The sequence below is a fragment of the Mesorhizobium sp. M1406 genome (assembly GCF_040317555.1).
Taxonomy (GTDB): domain Bacteria; phylum Pseudomonadota; class Alphaproteobacteria; order Rhizobiales; family Rhizobiaceae; genus Mesorhizobium.
Genome location: NZ_JAMYKW010000038.1, coordinates 35,127 through 51,022, shown reverse-complemented (window position 1 = coordinate 51,022; position 15,896 = coordinate 35,127). Strand labels below are relative to the sequence as shown.

Annotated in this window: 14 protein-coding genes and 3 pseudogenes; 14 read left to right on the top strand and 3 right to left on the bottom strand. The window is 60.9% G+C overall.

The genetic code is table 11. From position 1 onward, the window contains the following. Positions 1-591: 591 nt before the first annotated feature. The 6 genes and pseudogenes from NKH03_RS24870 to NKH03_RS24845 all read left to right on the top strand — a co-directional run. A complete protein-coding gene (locus NKH03_RS24870) occupies positions 592-1,932 on the top strand; it encodes a DUF6600 domain-containing protein (protein WP_352971177.1) in 1,341 nt (446 codons plus the stop codon). 269 nt (positions 1,933-2,201) lie between these two features. After that, positions 2,202-2,426: a DUF768 domain-containing protein gene (locus tag NKH03_RS24865; RefSeq protein WP_352971175.1), complete on the top strand. Its 225-nt coding sequence runs from the start codon at positions 2,202-2,204 to the stop codon at positions 2,424-2,426. Between the two features lie 177 nt (positions 2,427-2,603). Further along, the gene (locus NKH03_RS24860; RefSeq protein ID WP_352883330.1) at positions 2,604-3,671 is read left to right on the top strand and encodes a glycosyltransferase family 2 protein; all 1,068 of its coding nucleotides are present in this window, start codon (positions 2,604-2,606) and stop codon (positions 3,669-3,671) included. Continuing rightward, on the top strand, positions 3,646-4,338 hold the full coding sequence (locus tag NKH03_RS24855) for a class I SAM-dependent methyltransferase (RefSeq protein ID WP_352869566.1): 693 nt from the start codon (positions 3,646-3,648) through the stop codon (positions 4,336-4,338). Before NKH03_RS24860 ends, NKH03_RS24855 begins: the two co-directional genes overlap by 26 nt. Further along, positions 4,316-4,765: a GtrA family protein gene (locus NKH03_RS24850; protein WP_352971174.1), complete on the top strand. Its 450-nt coding sequence runs from the start codon at positions 4,316-4,318 to the stop codon at positions 4,763-4,765. Before NKH03_RS24855 ends, NKH03_RS24850 begins: the two co-directional genes overlap by 23 nt. A 53-nt stretch (positions 4,766-4,818) precedes the next feature. Then, positions 4,819-4,977, top strand: a pseudogene (locus tag NKH03_RS24845) (AraC family transcriptional regulator); the annotation flags it as partial. Positions 4,978-5,079: 102 nt separating this feature from the next. On the opposite strand, the gene NKH03_RS24840 reads toward NKH03_RS24845, so the two are convergent. Continuing rightward, complete coding sequence (locus NKH03_RS24840) at positions 5,080-5,703, bottom strand: hypothetical protein (RefSeq protein ID WP_352869562.1); 624 nt, start codon at positions 5,701-5,703, stop codon at positions 5,080-5,082. Next, the gene (locus NKH03_RS24835) at positions 5,690-6,664 is read right to left on the bottom strand and encodes a hypothetical protein (protein ID WP_352971173.1); all 975 of its coding nucleotides are present in this window, start codon (positions 6,662-6,664) and stop codon (positions 5,690-5,692) included. Before NKH03_RS24835 ends, NKH03_RS24840 begins: the two co-directional genes overlap by 14 nt. A 698-nt stretch (positions 6,665-7,362) precedes the next feature. On the opposite strand from NKH03_RS24835, the gene dgoD reads away from it, so the two are divergent. From dgoD to NKH03_RS24800, 7 genes are all read left to right on the top strand, one after another. After that, on the top strand, positions 7,363-8,535 hold the full coding sequence (gene dgoD, locus NKH03_RS24830) for a galactonate dehydratase (RefSeq protein WP_352971171.1): 1,173 nt from the start codon (positions 7,363-7,365) through the stop codon (positions 8,533-8,535). 5 nt (positions 8,536-8,540) lie between these two features. Further along, complete coding sequence (locus NKH03_RS24825; protein ID WP_352971169.1) at positions 8,541-9,317, top strand: SDR family oxidoreductase; 777 nt, start codon at positions 8,541-8,543, stop codon at positions 9,315-9,317. A gap of 25 nt (positions 9,318-9,342) precedes the next feature. Continuing rightward, positions 9,343-10,320 (top strand): substrate-binding domain-containing protein, encoded by a 978-nt coding sequence (locus tag NKH03_RS24820; protein WP_352971167.1) that lies wholly within the window; start codon positions 9,343-9,345, stop codon positions 10,318-10,320. Positions 10,321-10,396: 76 nt separating this feature from the next. Then, positions 10,397-11,920 (top strand): sugar ABC transporter ATP-binding protein, encoded by a 1,524-nt coding sequence (locus NKH03_RS24815; RefSeq protein ID WP_352971166.1) that lies wholly within the window; start codon positions 10,397-10,399, stop codon positions 11,918-11,920. Then, on the top strand, positions 11,917-12,918 hold the full coding sequence (locus NKH03_RS24810) for an ABC transporter permease (protein ID WP_352971164.1): 1,002 nt from the start codon (positions 11,917-11,919) through the stop codon (positions 12,916-12,918). Before NKH03_RS24815 ends, NKH03_RS24810 begins: the two co-directional genes overlap by 4 nt. A gap of 2 nt (positions 12,919-12,920) precedes the next feature. Continuing rightward, on the top strand, positions 12,921-13,721 hold the full coding sequence (locus tag NKH03_RS24805) for a FadR/GntR family transcriptional regulator (RefSeq protein WP_352871689.1): 801 nt from the start codon (positions 12,921-12,923) through the stop codon (positions 13,719-13,721). Next, positions 13,722-14,597: an aldose 1-epimerase gene (locus NKH03_RS24800; RefSeq protein ID WP_352879573.1), complete on the top strand. Its 876-nt coding sequence runs from the start codon at positions 13,722-13,724 to the stop codon at positions 14,595-14,597. A 263-nt stretch (positions 14,598-14,860) separates the two neighbouring features. Here NKH03_RS24800 and NKH03_RS24795 read toward each other — a convergent pair. After that, positions 14,861-15,322, bottom strand: a pseudogene (locus NKH03_RS24795) (NAD(P)/FAD-dependent oxidoreductase); the annotation flags it as partial. Between NKH03_RS24795 and NKH03_RS24790 the strand changes: the two are divergent. Continuing rightward, positions 15,320-15,840: pseudogene (locus NKH03_RS24790) on the top strand (hydantoinase/oxoprolinase N-terminal domain-containing protein); the annotation flags it as partial. The pseudogenes NKH03_RS24795 and NKH03_RS24790 overlap by 3 nt on opposite strands. Positions 15,841-15,896 lie beyond the last annotated feature (56 nt).

The following is a 15,896-nucleotide window of genomic DNA, read 5'->3' as shown; positions in this document are numbered from 1 at the left end:
CTGGGGTGCGGCGAGCAGTTCGCGAGCGCGCGCGATGTTGGCCTTGCGGTTGGCGCTGGCAAGCAGCCCATAGTGGCGGATGCGGACAGGTCGCGGAGGCCGTCGACTTCGAGGTGCCGATGAGGTTTCTGCTCCCGCGCGGCTTGACGAGGTCGAACATGATCATCGGTGCGCAACCGGCGCAGCGGTTCGTTTGAAATAGTATCTCATCCCAGTGTGTGTGCACGCAGCGATTTGTTCATGGCCGTTGCCACGCTACTCAGATTGGTGGGAGCAGGAAGCTTTGTCTACATAGGCTTGCAGGGTTTCTTCGCGGCATCGAGCGGTCCGAAAATGGCTGTCTCCTCATGTGACTTTGCGGAAACAGTTTCGTGGTTGCGAGCAGGAACACCTCCAATCTCCGGGCGCGGATTTGTGAGGGCGGTTGGTGACCTGGTGCCCCTCATGAAGCAACTCTGATGTTTGATCCCTTATCATTGTGCGATGCCAAAGCCGCTGCGTGAGCGAATGCGGGCGACGCTAGCAAGGTGGAACAATTCGATTGCCGGCGAGTTTCCAATATGAAGGGCGATCTGTTTCGGAGGAAACGGGATGAAACGCGTCCTTGCCCACAATGCAGTGCGACTGATGCTCGGCGGTGTAACCGCCTGCCTGCTCACGATCGTCGAGATTCCCAACCCGATTACGCCATTGCCGCTTGTGTCCGAGGCAAGGGCCGCCACCCAGATTTCGATCAGCACATTCTACGAAGACCTGTCTTCCCATGGCGATTGGATCTCGTATCACGGAGCGACCGTTTTCGTGCCGGTTGATGTGCCTGACGATTGGCGTCCGTATACGCTTGGACACTGGGTCTATACCGAGCAGTATGGCTGGCTCTGGGTGTCCGACGAGCCATTCGGTTGGGCGACGTACCATTACGGCCGATGGGGCTATGCCGACGATATCGGCTGGTACTGGGTTCCGGGCACTCGCTGGGCGCCAGCATGGGTGAGCTGGCGTCGTGACAGGGAGCACATCATTTGGGCTCCGCTGCCGCCGCGCCGTGATCCGGATTTGATTTCAATCGAGATAACCTTCGACACCACGCCGGATTATTACTGGGTGGTGGTCCCCACCCGCGAATTCCTTGCTGCGGACGTTTCTGTCGTCGTTATCCGTGATGAGTCCGAGTTTGTGCGCATTGCCGAGGCGGCCGAGCCGGCCGGCGACGTGACGATCCAGAACAACGTGATGATCAACAAAGTCATTGATGTTGATGTAATCGAAAAGGCGACGAACCAGAAGGTGACTGCCGTCAAGGTCAGCAAGACCGACGCGCCCGAGCAGTCCGGCAAATTGGAAAATAATACGGTCGCGGTCTTTGAAGGTGAGGTGAAAGCCGACCCCAAGGTCAAACCAGCCAAGCTCAAAGACATTGAGGAGGTGAAGCAGGTTCAGGCTGGCCGGAAATCGAAGCCGACCGAAGGCGCAGCAAAGACCGAACAGGCCGAGCCGGAACAGACGGCCAAGCCTGAGAAGCCGAAGGCCAAGAAGCAGCCCGCCGTCGAGCAGCAGCAGGCCGAACCGGAACAGACAGCCAAGCCTGAGAAGCCGAAGGGCAAGAAGCAGCCTGCCGCCGAGCAGCAGCAGGCCGAACCGGAACAGACGGCCAAGCCTGAGAAGCCGAAGGCCAAGAAGCAGCCCGCCGCCGAGCCGCAGCAGGCCGAGCCGGAACAGGCGGCCAAGCCTGAGAAGCCGAAGGCCAAGAAGCAGCCCGCCGCCGAGCCGCAGCAGACCGAGCCGGAACAGGCGGCCAAACCTCAGAAGCCGAAGGCCAAGGAGCAGCCCGCCGCCGAGCAGCAGCAAGCCGAGCCCGAGCAGGCGGCCAAGCCCAAGCCACAGAAGCAAAAAAACAAGGCGTGCGATCCGCAGACTGACGCGAACTGCTAGCTGTGCGCGGCACCGCGATTATTCCATCGCGGTGCCGCTGAACGGCAATGCGCGAAAAGCTGCGAACCCTCGCCACTTTCCTTCGCTGCCAGCCTGCTCTCCTCTATACCGGCTGGAAGCGCGGAATGCCCGTCAACGAACATAGGGTAGGCATGCAACCCGAAGAGGGTGAGACGTCACCTCGCGCCCGAGGCTATTTCGAAAGGCCTGACATTGTCTGTTCCCCATCCTAGGTTTGTCTCGGCAGAGGTCGTTATCCAGCAATCGCCATGAGCAGCCGCGGTGCCGACTTTCTATACAAATGGATTTCCGAACACATGCCGGAAGGGCCAACCGACGACCCGGGCCGGCTTGTAACCGATATGGCAGACCAGGCCCTGCGGGCGGCGGCCGTCGAAGGCATCCCAATTCAGGAGATCGATGAAGAGATCGGTAGCGTTTATGAAGCGATCATTCATGCCGTTGAACATCGCGACGGCGGTCTCGCGGATTAGAGATTTTGTGGTTGCCTCAGGCGGTTCGCGGTCGCGACGAGGCTGCAGATATGGACTATTGAGTTTTGAGCAGGTGCCAGCAGCGCGCCTGTCTTTCCCCGGACTCGCCATATCTAAAATTTTCTAAATTAGCTATGCCTTATGGAACTTTGGCGCGGGCGTTTCATTTTCATCCGCATGCGAGCCTCTGTGATCCAAAGCGTCGGGACGGGAGTGAACGCGTCGCCGCGCTACTCGCTGGTCCTGCCGATATATAATGAAGAACAAGTGCTGCCGCGACTGATCGAACGGATCCGGTCACTGATCAGTCGGCTGGACGGAGAGACCGAGGCGATTTTTGTCGATGACGGTAGCCATGACGGCAGCGTCAAATACCTTCGGCGGGTGGTCACCGCCGAACCTCGCTTCCGGCTTATCGAGCTTTCCCGAAATTTCGGACACCAGATTGCGATCACGGCTGGCATGGATGCTGCTGAGGGGGATGCCGTCATCGTCATGGATGCCGACCTGCAAGATCCACCGGAGGTCGTTCTTGATCTCGTGGCAAAGTGGAAGGAAGGTTTCGAGATCGTCTACGCCCGCCGTGTCAAGCGCGAGGGCGAATCCTGGTTCAAGCGGCTTAGCGCCGATCTTTTCTACCGTTTCCTGGAGAAGATGACGCCGGTCAACATCCCGCGCAACGTCGGGGACTTCCGCCTGGTCGGCCGCCATGCGCTGGATGTCTTCAGACACATGCCTGAACACGATCGCTTCGTCAGGGGCATGTTCGGCTGGATGGGATTCAAGCAAGCGGGGGTGCCATTCGAACGCCCCCCGAGGACCATCGGCCAGACCAAATACCCTTTCTGGAAGATGATGCACCTTGCCGTCCACGCCGTTGTCAGCTTCTCGGAAAAGCCGCTCCACTTTGCGCTTTGGGGCGGATCGGCCATTTCCGCACTTGCGCTGGCCTTTGGCGCTTATGCCGTGTTCGCCTGGATTTTTGAAACCGGCGTCATTGCCGGCTGGACGTCCACCGTGGTGATCGTATCGTTCCTGTGTGGCATCAATCTTTTCATGACCGGCGTGGTCGGCCTCTATGTCGGTAGCATCCACGCCGAGGTGAAACGCCGCCCTCTTTACGTGATCGATCGGCTTACCGGCTTCGACGAGCCGGTGCGTGCCATCGCTGGTGGGCGCCGGAGATCGTTTCGCAAGCCCAAGAACGGAGTCGCTCCCGGTGTCCGAACTCTTCGACAGCTATAGATCCAGTTACGGAGAGACGATCGATGGGTCGATCCGCTTTTCCGGACTCAAGCACGATTTCTTTTTGGTCGCAAAGGCCGACTTGCTGCGGCGCCTAGTCGCCGAGCGAGGACTTCGTCGGCGGGGAGCCATGGTGCGGGCGCTTGATGTGGGCTGCGGTGTCGGTTCGCTCCATCCTTATCTAGACGGCGCTTTCGAGCGCCTGGATGGCTGCGACGTGTCGCAAGGGTCGATCCAGCGCGCCAGCGAGGACAATCCGGGCGTCGTCTATAGGACATGCACCACGACGGGCCTGCCTTATGACGACTGCGTGTTCGACTTGGCTTTTGCCAGTTGTGTTGTTCATCATGTTTCGCCCGCATCCTGGCTCGATTTTTTTCGCGAGATGCGACGCGTCGTGCGGCAAGGCGGCGTCGCCTGCATCATCGAGCACAATCCCTATAATCCGCTGACGCGTCTGGCGGTGCTCCGGTGTCCGTTCGACCAAGACGCGGTCCTGCTCAACGCGGTCAAAGCAGCGGCCCTCTTTCGACAAGCAGGCTTCAGGGAGGTTCGATCCGAGCACTTCCTGCTGCTCCCGTCGACCGGCGGGTTCGCCAGAAAGGTTGAGCGTGCCCTCGCGCCGCTGCCGCTTGGAGCCCAGTATGCGTGTAGTGCGCGCGTCTGAACATCGGTCTGCCGGCGGCTCCGCCCTAAAGCTTCTGGCGCGCTTCGGCCTGGTCGGCATCGCCGCCACAATCCTGTATGCTGCCTTGGCGGCCGCCTTTGTCAAATCGGAACGGTTCGGCTTCAGCCCCGTCCGAGCGTCCCTTGCAGCTTACGCAGCCGCGGCGTTGTTTTCCTATCTCGCGCACAGGTCAGTAACCTTCATGTCGCGCGGGTCGCATAGATCAGAGGCTCCGCGATTTCTCTTGCTGGCGGTGATCGGCCTGGCCATCGCCTATGGCGCGCCTGCGCTTTTGACGGCGAAGCTGGGCCTGCCGCTCATCTTTCCCATCATGATTACCTGCTTGCTTGTGCCCGCGATCAATTTCGTCGTGCTCGACCGATGGGTTTTTGCAGAACACATTCCCGATCAGTCCGGCGATGGCTGACGCGTGATCCGCCAGAAAGATTTCCGTTCTAAAGCCGCTTGCTGAAGCACGGCTCCAATGATCTCGAGCCCGCCGCGCTCTGCCTTTATCGCGATTGGCTGCCGAGCAGCGGCGAGGAGGCACGCGACTTCCCGATCTATTGCCAACGCCGGCTGTCCTCCATCCGGGAGGTGCAGGCATATGAGATAATCACGGAACTGTTGTGCTGCTGAAATAGGGCAACTCCAGAAAATTGTGAAGCGGTTTTCCGTCCGGAATTGCGTCAAAACAAAGAGTTAGAGCACTTCACCGTTTCCGCAAAACGGTGAAGTGCTCTAGCCGGCGTCCAGCCGGAACGATACCAATTTAATGGCGCGTTTGTAGATCTTGCTGGCGGCCGGGCTTGGCGGAATCCCGTCGCGATAGTCGAAAGTCACTTCGAGTACCTTTGCGCTGGCAAACGCTGCGTGCGGGATCGCGAACGAGATCGTCGTCGGGTCTTTGCTCGACAGTGTTACCTCGTGTACCCGAACTCCGTTCACCGAGATCATTACCCTTTGAGTGGTCTGTGGTGGACGAATGACGGCGGACATTTGTAGCGTTGCCGTAAGCCCGTCGCGAACGGAAGGCATTTCCAGTCTCAGCCGAGAGGTCTCGCCCAGCGAATGGGTTCCGTCGCCTACCGGGCCCGACCAACCGCAGACCATCATGCCGGCTGCTTGTTTGGCGCCGTCGGACCGGAACGATACCGTCTGGCCAGGAGTGTAGCTGCCAACCGCATCGCGATTGAGGCACGTCGTCGTGCGATCGATGTAATAGGCCCGATAATCGGCGTTGACATCTGGATTGAGAGCGAGTGCGAGGATGATGATCTCGGACACGGCCAGAACCAACGCCAGCGCGTAGCCGCCAGTCGAGGCAGCACGGCCAAAGGGTGACAGGCTGTCAGACCAGGGCAAGATAGCCTCCAATCCACGCCACAGTCATGAAATAACATGCGCTCAGGAAAAGAGCCAAAGTCACGAGATAGGTCAGCTTCGATACCGACAGCAGCTCGGCAATCAAGATCATCAGCGGCGCAAGCCCAATGACGTATCTAACCATGGAAGCCAGGTTGGTGATCAACGGCAGGATGATGCTGCTCGCACAGAAGAGCGCAGCGCCATATCGCCTGCGAGCCGCCAGAACGACCGATAGGGTCAGCCCTATGATCGCTGCGAGCGCGCTCCATTGCGGCGCCGTGGGCAGCCGTCCTTTTGTCGGCACAGCTGCGAGACCGTCCCATAGAAAAAGGAGCGGATCGCCAGTAACCCGCCCAAACGCGCGCTGGACGTGCAAGAACGCAAACCCGTCCCCGACAGTGAGATACAAAAAGAGCATGTAAGCAAACAAGCCGGCGGGCGAGATGAAGATAGCTACGAGCATATCCGGACGACCAAGCACCCATCGCGGCAAAGACACCGCCGACCCGCCCTGCTGGCGGTGCTGCTCGAACATTTGGATGACGGTTGCAAACACAGCAAGGACCCCGACCAGCCTCGTTGCCGACAGCAAAGCGCATGAAACGCCAGCGGCCAGGTAGTTGGAGCGCTTGAGTGCCAAAAAGACGCACGAAGTCAGGAGCACGAAAAGAGGTTCGGTAAGGAACGTGGTGAAGTGGAAGGAGAACGGGCCGCTAAGCAGGAACGCGCAATACAGCATATAAGCGCGCATGTTCTTCTCCAGAAGTGGCCATGCCACAAGGCAGGCGGCGTAGCTGCATGCAATCGAGGTGATCGTCGCGATCAGAATCGTGGGAAAAGGGAAAGCAAACCGAAGAGTCGTCACGAGCATGGGATACAATGGAAAGAAGCCCCAGCGTCCGACGTTGCTTTGGCCTGGAATGGGAAAACGCTCGTAGCCGTGTTCGGAAATGTCCACATACCACGCGCAGTCCCACCTGCAGAGCGCACGCGCATAAGCTTCGAAGCCTGGTACTGCCGAGACTGAATGGAACGCAGCATACCGAATGACAAGCCCGCTGATCATGAACAGGAGCGGAACCGCCGCGGCGATGACCCAAAGGCGACCGCCAGCGTTTGCGCGGGCCCTGTCTCCAAGCGCCGGTTGTGCCTCCACAGGTGATGGCGCCACACTCTGCGATGGCGACCCTGCCTGCGCCGGCTCGATGGCCCTGCGAGCCATAAAATCGGTCCATCGGAAGCATCAAGATCGTCAACTTGAAGCCCCGTCTGCAACTTGATCTAGTATCGTAAAGATCAACGATGCCGCGCCACTTCGGTTCCTTCTGCAGCAGGGGTCGTTGGGTCAGGTCGATCGATCACACCAGCCGAAGAATGGAGTGATATTCGCGCTTCAACGGCACCGTTTCCTCGCAACGGCCGGCCTCTTCATCGACATGCATGGCTCAGTGGGCCGGCCGCTGGGGCGGCCTGCAGTGCGCTTTGCGCCTGCCGCGGTCATTCGCTGCTGACCATCCTGGATCTAATGGTAGTGAATTGCCGGCACGTGCAGCAAAAATACGACATGAGGCCGGCCATGCCGCACTTGACTTGTACATATTAACAAGAATAAATCATACATAATGTTGTGAAAAAAGACGACATATGGGAGGATCAATGAAAATTACGGCCATCAAGGCTCTGGTCTGCAATGCGGAAATGCGCAACTGGGTTTTCGTTCGGGTCGAAACCGACGAGCCCGGTCTGTTTGGCTGGGGTGAGGCGACGCTGGAATGGAAGACGCGTGCCGTTGTCGGCGCGCTGCAGGACCTCGAGGCACTGCTCATCGGGCAGGATCCGCGCAATGTCGAACAGTGCTACCAGATCCTGACGCGCCATGGCTTCTGGCGTCTTGGCGTCGAGGGAATGTCAGCCGTCAGCGGCATTGAGATCGCACTTTGGGACATCCTGGGCAAGTCGCTGAGCGTCCCGGTCTGGCGGCTTCTCGGCGGCCAGGTTCGCGACTATCTGCGCACCTACACGCATCTCGGCCTAGGTGACATGAAGGCGGTCTATGAGACGGGATCCGCCGACGCGATCGTCGAACGCGGACGCATCGTGACGCAGGCTGGCTACGACGCGATCAAGGTCGTCTGCATTCCCTACACCCACTACGTCTCGCCCGCGAAGGCGGTGGACGCCGTTGCAAACATGGTTGGCGCGCTGCGCGAAGCCGTCGGTCCCGATATCGACATCATGGTCGATTTTCACGGACGCCCGGCCTCCGTCAACGCGGCAATGGACTATCTCAAGGCGATCGAGCCGGCCCGCATCCTGTTCGCTGAAGAACCGGTGCCGCCTGAAGATGTCGCCGGCCTGGCGCATATCACCGCGCGATCGGCGGTACCGATCGCGTCCGGCGAACGGCTGATCGGGCGCCGCGAGTTCACCCACTCGATCGCGGCGCGCGCCTTCAACATTGCCCAGCCCGATATCTGCCATACCGGCGGCCTGCTCGAGACCAAGAAGATCGCGGCCCTGGCGGAAACGGCGGGCATCGGCCTTGCGCCGCACAACCCGCTCGGCCCGATCGCCGGCGTCGCAGCACTTCACTTCGGCATATCGACGCCGAACGTCATCATCCAGGAGGAGATGTCCGGCGCGGTCGCCTGGTACGACGACGTCGTGACCTGGCCGATCCAGCGCAAACCAGGTCGCTGGGACGTGCCCGAACTGCCGGGACTTGGCGTCACCGTCGATGAGGACGTCATAGCGCGCCACCCCTTCAAGCAGGAAGTGCTGCATGCCCGCAACGCGGTCATGCCCGACGGCACCGTGGTCGATTGGTGAGCGCCATGACAGGCAGGCTTCAGGGAAAGATCTCAATTATCACCGGCGCCGGACAGGGCATTGGTGCCGCCACCGCCCAGGCCTTCGCCATGCAGGGGGCAAAGACCATTATCGCCGAACTAAATGCGGCAAGCGGAAAGGCAATCGCCGACGCGTTGCGTGCCCAGGGTGCCGACGCCCTTTTCGTTGAAATCGATGTCACGGACCAATCGGCGGTAGCCGACATGGTCGCCAGCACGATCGCGGCCTATGGCGGCGTCGATGTTCTCGTCAACAATGCCGGCGCCAACGTCTTTCACGAACCCCTGCTGATGCCGGAGGAGGAATGGGACCGTTGCCTGAAGCTCGACCTCCAGGCCGCATGGTTCTGCGCCAAGGCCGTTCTGCCGACCATGCTGGCGAACGGTTCGGGATCGATCGTCAACATAGCCAGCTGCCACGCTTTCAAGATCATTCCACACACATTTCCCTATCCAGTTGCCAAACATGCGCTTGTCGGCCTGACCCGCTCGCTCGCCATCGAATATGCGGCGCGCGGCATCCGCGTGAACGCGATCGCCCCCGGTTATGTCGAGACGCCGATCACGGAAGCCTACTGGAACACATTTCCAGACCCCGCCGAGGAGAAGCGGCGGGCCTACGACCTTCATCCGCCCAAGCGCATTGGCCGGCCGGACGAGGTTGCAATGACGGCCGTTTTCCTCGCTTCCGACGAAGCGCCGTTCATCAATGCCGAGACGATCATCATCGATGGTGGACGCTCGGTTCTCTACCACGACTGACAACCACCAAGCAGGGAGGATCCACATGAAAACGACGACCAAGGCATTGGCAACATTGGTGATACTGGCCGCCGGATTGATGGCTGGCGCGGCCAGCGCCGACGACATCAAGATCGGCTACATCAACAAGATGGGCGACCATCCATGGTTCGTCGCCGAAGTCGGCGGCGCCAAGAAAGCGGCAGAGGCGGCCGGTGCCACCTTCGTATCGCAGGACGTCCAGTTCGATGCCAATTTGACGATCACCACTTTCGATACAATGGTCGGTGACGGCGTCAAGGGCATCGCCATCGTCGTTCCCGACAAGGCGCTGGGACCGGTCATCGCCGAGAAAGCCAAGGCAGCGAAAATTCCTTTGGTGGCGGTCGACGACGACATCTACTACCAGGACGGCACCCAGGTCCCCTATGTCGGGATGAATGCGTACAACATCGGCGCGCGCGTGGGCGAGGAGCTGGCCAAGCTCTACAAGGCCGACGGCTGGGCCGGCAAGGAGGTGCGCATCGCCTCGATAGAGGACCGCAAGGCGGACACCTGCATGCAGCGCAACAAGGGCGCCGAGGAGGCGTTCCTGAAGGCGGTGCCCGACTTCAAGCCCGGCAATATCGTTCGCGTTCCCTACGACAACACGATGGTCAATGCCATCGACGTGATGACTACCACCTTGACCGCCAACCCCAGCGTCACCAACTGGATCTTCTATTCCTGCAATGACGACGGCGTGCTGGGTGGGGCGCGTGCCCTGGAAAACGCCGGCTACACCCCGGACCAGGGCATGGGCATCGGCATTGACGGCAGTCGCGCCTGTGATGCCTTCGGATCAGGAAAGCCTTCGGCATTTCGTGGTACGATGTGGCTGAACTCTGCAAACCATGGCGCGCTGGCGGTAAAGATCCTGCTGGCCTCGATCAAGGATGGAACGCAGCTGCCGGTTCAATCCTTCACCGACCCGGAATACATCACCGCCGACAATTTTGCCTCGGACTACAGGGCTATGGTCTGAATGTGAACCGGGTTGGGTTCTTGCGCCGAAAGGCGCATGACGCTGTTCAGTTGCACGTATTTCCAGGGAGTGAGCTTTGACACAACCGGAATTCTTCTCGCTCGACAAGGTATCGAAGCGCTTTGGCGTCGTGCAGGCGCTCGACACCGTCTCGATTGCTTTCCGCCCAGGCGAGGTGCTCGCTCTGGTCGGTGAGAACGGCGCCGGCAAGTCGACGATGATGCGCATTCTCGAGGGCGTGTTCGGACCGGACACCGGTACCGTGCGGCACGGTTCCACGCCGATCGTTTTCGGCGAACCGCGCGACAGCCACAGGGCTGGAATACGCGTCATCCACCAGGAGCCGGAGATCGTGCCGAACCTGACGGTGGCCGAGAACATTTTCGTCGGCGAATTGCCGCGACTGGCAGGCGTCCTGCTCGACTGGCGCAAGCTCGAGGAGCAGACCGACCGGGTGCTTGCGATCTTCGGCATGCAGCAGGACATGCGGCCGCGGCAACTCTGCGGCACACTCGGCCCGGCGCAACGCCAGATGATCGAGATCATGCGCGCCATCCACGCCGGCGGCCGCCTGATCGCTTTCGACGAGCCGACCTCGTCGCTGACCGATGACGAAGCGCGCCGTCTGTTTTCAGTCATCCGCCGACTGCGCAAAGATGGGACATCGATCATTTACATCTCGCACCGGCTGAACGAGATCATCGACCTTGCCGACCGCATCGTCGTTTTGCGCGACGGTCGGCTGGTCGACGATTCGCCGGCGGCCGGCGCCAGCGAACAGACCATTGCCAAGCTCATGGTCGGCCGCGACATTGCCGACCTGTTCACCCGCGAGACGTGGCGGTCGGGGGAACAATTGCTGGAGGTGTCGGGCCTGACCACCGACCGCGTCAGCGATGTCAGCCTCAGGGTTCGTCGCGGCGAAGTGCTCGGCATCGCCGGCCTCATGGGCGCGGGTCGCTCCGAACTGGCAAAGGCGATTGTCGGCTACGACCGGCGTCTGGCCGGCACCATAGCCATGAACGGTGTGTCCGTTCTCCCCAACAGTCCGCATGCGGCGATCGTCGCCGGCATCGGTTTTGCCCCCGAGGACCGCAAGCACGAGGCGCTGCTTTTGTTTCGAAGCATTCTCGACAACGCAGCACTTTGCGTGCCCGACAAGACGTCGAGCTTCGGCTTCTTCAACCGGCGCAAGGCGCTGGAGATTGTCTCGCCGCTGGCAGCCAAAATGTCGATCAAGGCTCCCAATCTCGACGAACAGGTTTCAAAGCTGTCGGGCGGCAACCAGCAGAAAGTCGTTCTGGCGCGCTGGCTTGCCCGGCAGCCGATGCTGCTCATCCTCGACGAACCGACCCGCGGCATCGACATCGGCGCCAAGGCGGAAATCTATCGACTGATCGATGAACTCGCGGCAAGCGGGATCGGCATCATGCTGATCTCTTCGGAAATGCCGGAACTGATCGGCCTCGCCGACAGGGTTCTGGTCATGGCAGGAGGCCGGATCACCGCCGAATTGTCCCGGCCCGACATCGACGAGGCGACGATCCTCAAACACGCCATGCCGCAATCTGCACCAGCGCTCGGAGACCACATCCAATGAATAGCCTCGAGCTTCGCGCCTCGAAAGCGCAGACCGACGCCAGCGGCGCTTCCTCGCGCCTTGTGGAGCGCCTTGGCGTCCACAATATCAGCCTGCTGGTCGCGCTCGCCATTCTCGTCGTCATCTTCGGTTCGCTGCGCGGCGATGTGTTTTTCTCCAGCCGAAACCTGCTCAACATCGGTCTCGGCATCACCATCCTCGGCGTGCTGGCTATGAGCCAGACCGTGGTCATTGTCGCCGGCGGCCTCGATATCGCCGTTGGCGCCACTGTCGGACTGACCACCGTATCGACTGCAATGGCCATCCAGGCGACCGGGTCGCCGTCGGCGGGCATCGTTGCCGGCCTGGTCCTTGGCGGTCTTGCTGGTCTCGTCAACGGCATCATCATCACCTACGGACGGGTCAATGCGGTCATTGCCACGCTCGGCACCATGGCGATTTTTCGCGGCATCGCCTTCATCATGTCCGATGGGCAGTCAATCGCCATCTTCAGCGACACGTTCCGGTTCATAGGCATTGGGCGGATCCTCGGCCTGCCGCTGCTGATCTGGATTCTTGTTCTGACCGCGATCGTGTTCCATCTCTTTCTGGCGCGCTCGATCGTCGGCCGCAACATCTATGCGCTCGGCGGCAATCCCGTTGTCGCTCGCTTCTCCGGCATCAACATCAACCGCTACCGCGTCGGCATCTACATCATGAGCGGCGTTGCCGCCGGATTGGCCGGGATCCTGCTGGCCGCCCGCACCGGCTCGGGGCAGCCTGTATCCGGATCGCAGGGCCTGGAACTCGAGGCCATTACAGCGGCGGTTCTGGGTGGCTGCGCCTTGCAGGGCGGCAAGGGAACGATTGTCGGGGCGCTGCTCGGCGTCGCCATCATTGGCGTGCTCAACAACGGAATGATACTGACGTCGGTACCAACCTTTTATCAATTGCTTGCAAAAGGCTCGCTGCTGATCCTTGCTGTGGTGATTGCCGAGTACCACTTGAACAGGACATGACTATGGACGCGGTGACCGCTTCGATTGGTCAAGGCAAGCAGGATCCGTCCGCCGGGGATGGCGCCACGTCATCCCTGAAGGATCGTATCGCCCGCGATCTCGGGCAGCGGATTCTCGCCGGCACCTATGCACAGCACGCGCTGCTGCCGACGGAGGCTGAACTGTGTGTCATCTACGGCGCCAGCCGCACAGCGCTTCGCGATGCGCTGCTGACGCTTTCGGCCAAGGGATTGATCGAGGCGCGCAAGCGGGCAGGCACCCGAGTGCGTGTGTCGAGCGAATGGAACAGGCTGGATGCGCAGGTTCTCGAATGGATGCGCGATATCGAGCCCGATCTCGATTTTGTTCGCGGCTTGATCGAGGCGCGGCTGGTCATCGAGCCAGCCGCCGCCCAGCTTGCGGCGAAGATGGCGACCTCGGGCGATCTCGCGGTGATCGAAGCCGCCTACGAGGCCATGCGCATCGCGCCGGAAGATGACCTCGCCGCCTGTCTCGACGCCGACGTCCGCTTTCATACCGCCATCCTGCGCGCCAGCCGCAACCCGGTTTTCGCCAATCTCGGCAACATGCTTGCGGCGGCCCTGAGCTTCTCCTTCCGATTGACCACATCGGCCACCGCCAACTATCAGCAGACGCTGAGCGCGCATGGCGACGTGCTGGAGGCCATCCGCATGCGCAGGGTCGACGACGCGCATGACCAGATGAAAGCGCTGATCGGCATCGCGTCGAATGACCTTCTCGCTGTCGCCCGCAAGGGTCGCCATCAACAGCCGGCCGCCGCTGCCAAGGCCGATACCTCCTGAATGATTGAGACCATTGAAATTCGAAGCGGCGACCTGTCCGCCGAGATTGTTCCGTCGCTTGGGGCCGGTCTGGCGCGGTTCGACCATGGCCGCGTGCCGCTGTTCAGGCCGTGGCCGGAGCACGGGAGTTCGAACCCCTTTGATCTCGCCTGCAATTTGCTCCTGCCCTGGTCAAATCGCATCTCGAGCGGCGGCTTTACCTTCGACGCCAAATTCCACGAACTGCTTCCCAACCTTGCCGGCGAGCCGTTTCCCATTCACGGCAATGGATTTTCAAGCGCATGGAATGTCGACAGCCTGACGCCGGACCAAGCCAGGCTGTCGCTGATCAGCGGGGGACCCGGGCCGTATCGGTACCGAGCGGAGGTGAGCTACGCTCTGACTGGACAGGCGCTCGAACTGCTGCTTCAAATCGTCAACCGCGCGCCGGTCAGGCTTCCGTTCGGGCTTGGAATCCATCCATGGTTGCCCAGAACCACACGGACAACGCTTCACGCCCCGGCGTCACAGGTCTGCCTCGAACGGCCCGACCATCTTCCCGACGGGTTCGTGGATGTCAAAACCCGTCCCGATTGGGATTTCGGCACGCCGACCGCCTTGCCAGGTGGATGGATAAACAATGCCTTTGCCGGCTGGGACGGCGTCGCTTCCATATGTTGGCCGGAGCAAAATCGTGGCCTCAGGATCGAAGCGTCGCCGCCCCTGAACTTCTACCAGGTCTATTCGCCATCGCGGGCGAGCAACTTCTTCTGTTTTGAGCCGGTAAGTCATGTCGTCGATGCTCACAACCGCGGCTCGATCGAAAAATGGAATGGATTGTCGGTGCTTGGCCCTGGCGAGAGCTTGGTGGCAGGTTGCGGCTTCCGTGTCATGTAGAGCGATCACTCACCCATAAAACCAAACCAAACTAGCCGCCTCCGAAGGCTGTGCTCTGCCGCGATAAATCTCGCTGTCAACGACGTCCGCTTTCGGCAGTGGTGCCGGGATGCTGAGCGGCCGCCCCATCAGGATCGACTCCCGTCGTTCGAGCCAAAATGTCGGGCGCACAACTGCCTGTCGCCTGTCTATTGGCGATCTCCGCTTTTGGTGAGTGGGCGGGGCCGCAGGAATGACTGCCATGGATATCGACAGTTGCTTCTTCAGGCGGCGCGGCCGAAGCGATCGACCCTGAAATCGTCAAGCGGCGTTTCGCAACGGTCGGTCGTGATGAGCTCGGCCATGGCGTCGCCCACACCCAGGCCGAGTTGGAAGCCGTGTCCGCTGAAGCCGAAGGCATGGAACAGGCCTGGCGTCGTCGCCGAGCGTCCCATGATCGGCAACATGTCCCTGATATAGCCCTCGCAGCCAGACCAGGTGCGGATGACCGCGACCTGCGCGATTGCCGGCAGCAGCCGCGCGACCGCGCGCAGTTGTAAAGGAAGGCGCATGGGATCGGCCGTCGCATGGCCTGGATCGAGGTCCACCGGCACCCTTTCGGCCGCGCCACCGAACACGATATTGCCCCGCTCGACCTGACGCAGATAGGCGCCATGGTCCTTGTCGCGGGTCCAGATGCCGACCACCGGCAGGATCCGATGCGGCAGCGGCTCGGTCACGCCAACACCATCATCCAGCGCAAGGGCGCACCGCTCGCGCTGTTCACCAATGCCGGCTTCGAGGATGTCATCGAACTGGCGCGGCTTCGCATGCCGGACATGTATTCCCTGTTCTGCTCGCGGCCGGACCCGCTGATCTCGCGCGACATGGTTTTCGGCATTCCGGCCCGCATGCGTGCCGATGGGAGCGAATCCCAGGCGCCGGACATCGCGGCGGTGGAAAGGGCAGAGGCAGTGGCGAAAGCGAACGGGGCGCAAGGGATCATCGTGTCTTTCTTCCATTCCTGGCGCAATGCCGCTCAGGAAACTTCAGTGAAGGCAACCATCGCGCGTCTTGCGCCCGACCTGTTCGTTTTCTCCTCGGCCGAGGTCTGGCCGGTTATCCGCGAGTACGAACGCAGCTCGACCGCTGTCCTCAACGGCTATGTCCATCCGCGAGTCTCTGGCTATCTGACGGCGCTGGAAGAGCGGCTAAAGGACCACGGCGTGCCGGCCCACCCATGCTGACGAAGTCGAACGGTGGGCCCACTCATAGGATCGCGGGCGATCCCGGCCAACGGTACCATTGGCTACTTCCGTA

Excerpts from the sequence above, each read along its gene's own strand:
- NKH03_RS24860 (WP_352883330.1), top strand. The coding sequence starts at position 2,604 with ATGCGAGCCTCTGTGATCCAAAGCGTCGGGACGGGAGTGAACGCGTCG.
- NKH03_RS24800 (WP_352879573.1), top strand. The coding sequence starts at position 13,722 with ATGATTGAGACCATTGAAATTCGAAGCGGCGACCTGTCCGCCGAGATT.
- NKH03_RS24870 (WP_352971177.1), top strand. The coding sequence starts at position 592 with ATGAAACGCGTCCTTGCCCACAATGCAGTGCGACTGATGCTCGGCGGT.
- NKH03_RS24850 (WP_352971174.1), top strand. The coding sequence starts at position 4,316 with ATGCGTGTAGTGCGCGCGTCTGAACATCGGTCTGCCGGCGGCTCCGCC.
- dgoD (WP_352971171.1), top strand. The coding sequence starts at position 7,363 with ATGAAAATTACGGCCATCAAGGCTCTGGTCTGCAATGCGGAAATGCGC.
- NKH03_RS24820 (WP_352971167.1), top strand. The coding sequence starts at position 9,343 with ATGAAAACGACGACCAAGGCATTGGCAACATTGGTGATACTGGCCGCC.
- NKH03_RS24810 (WP_352971164.1), top strand. The coding sequence starts at position 11,917 with ATGAATAGCCTCGAGCTTCGCGCCTCGAAAGCGCAGACCGACGCCAGC.
- NKH03_RS24825 (WP_352971169.1), top strand. The coding sequence starts at position 8,541 with ATGACAGGCAGGCTTCAGGGAAAGATCTCAATTATCACCGGCGCCGGA.
- NKH03_RS24865 (WP_352971175.1), top strand. The coding sequence starts at position 2,202 with ATGAGCAGCCGCGGTGCCGACTTTCTATACAAATGGATTTCCGAACAC.
- NKH03_RS24805 (WP_352871689.1), top strand. The coding sequence starts at position 12,921 with ATGGACGCGGTGACCGCTTCGATTGGTCAAGGCAAGCAGGATCCGTCC.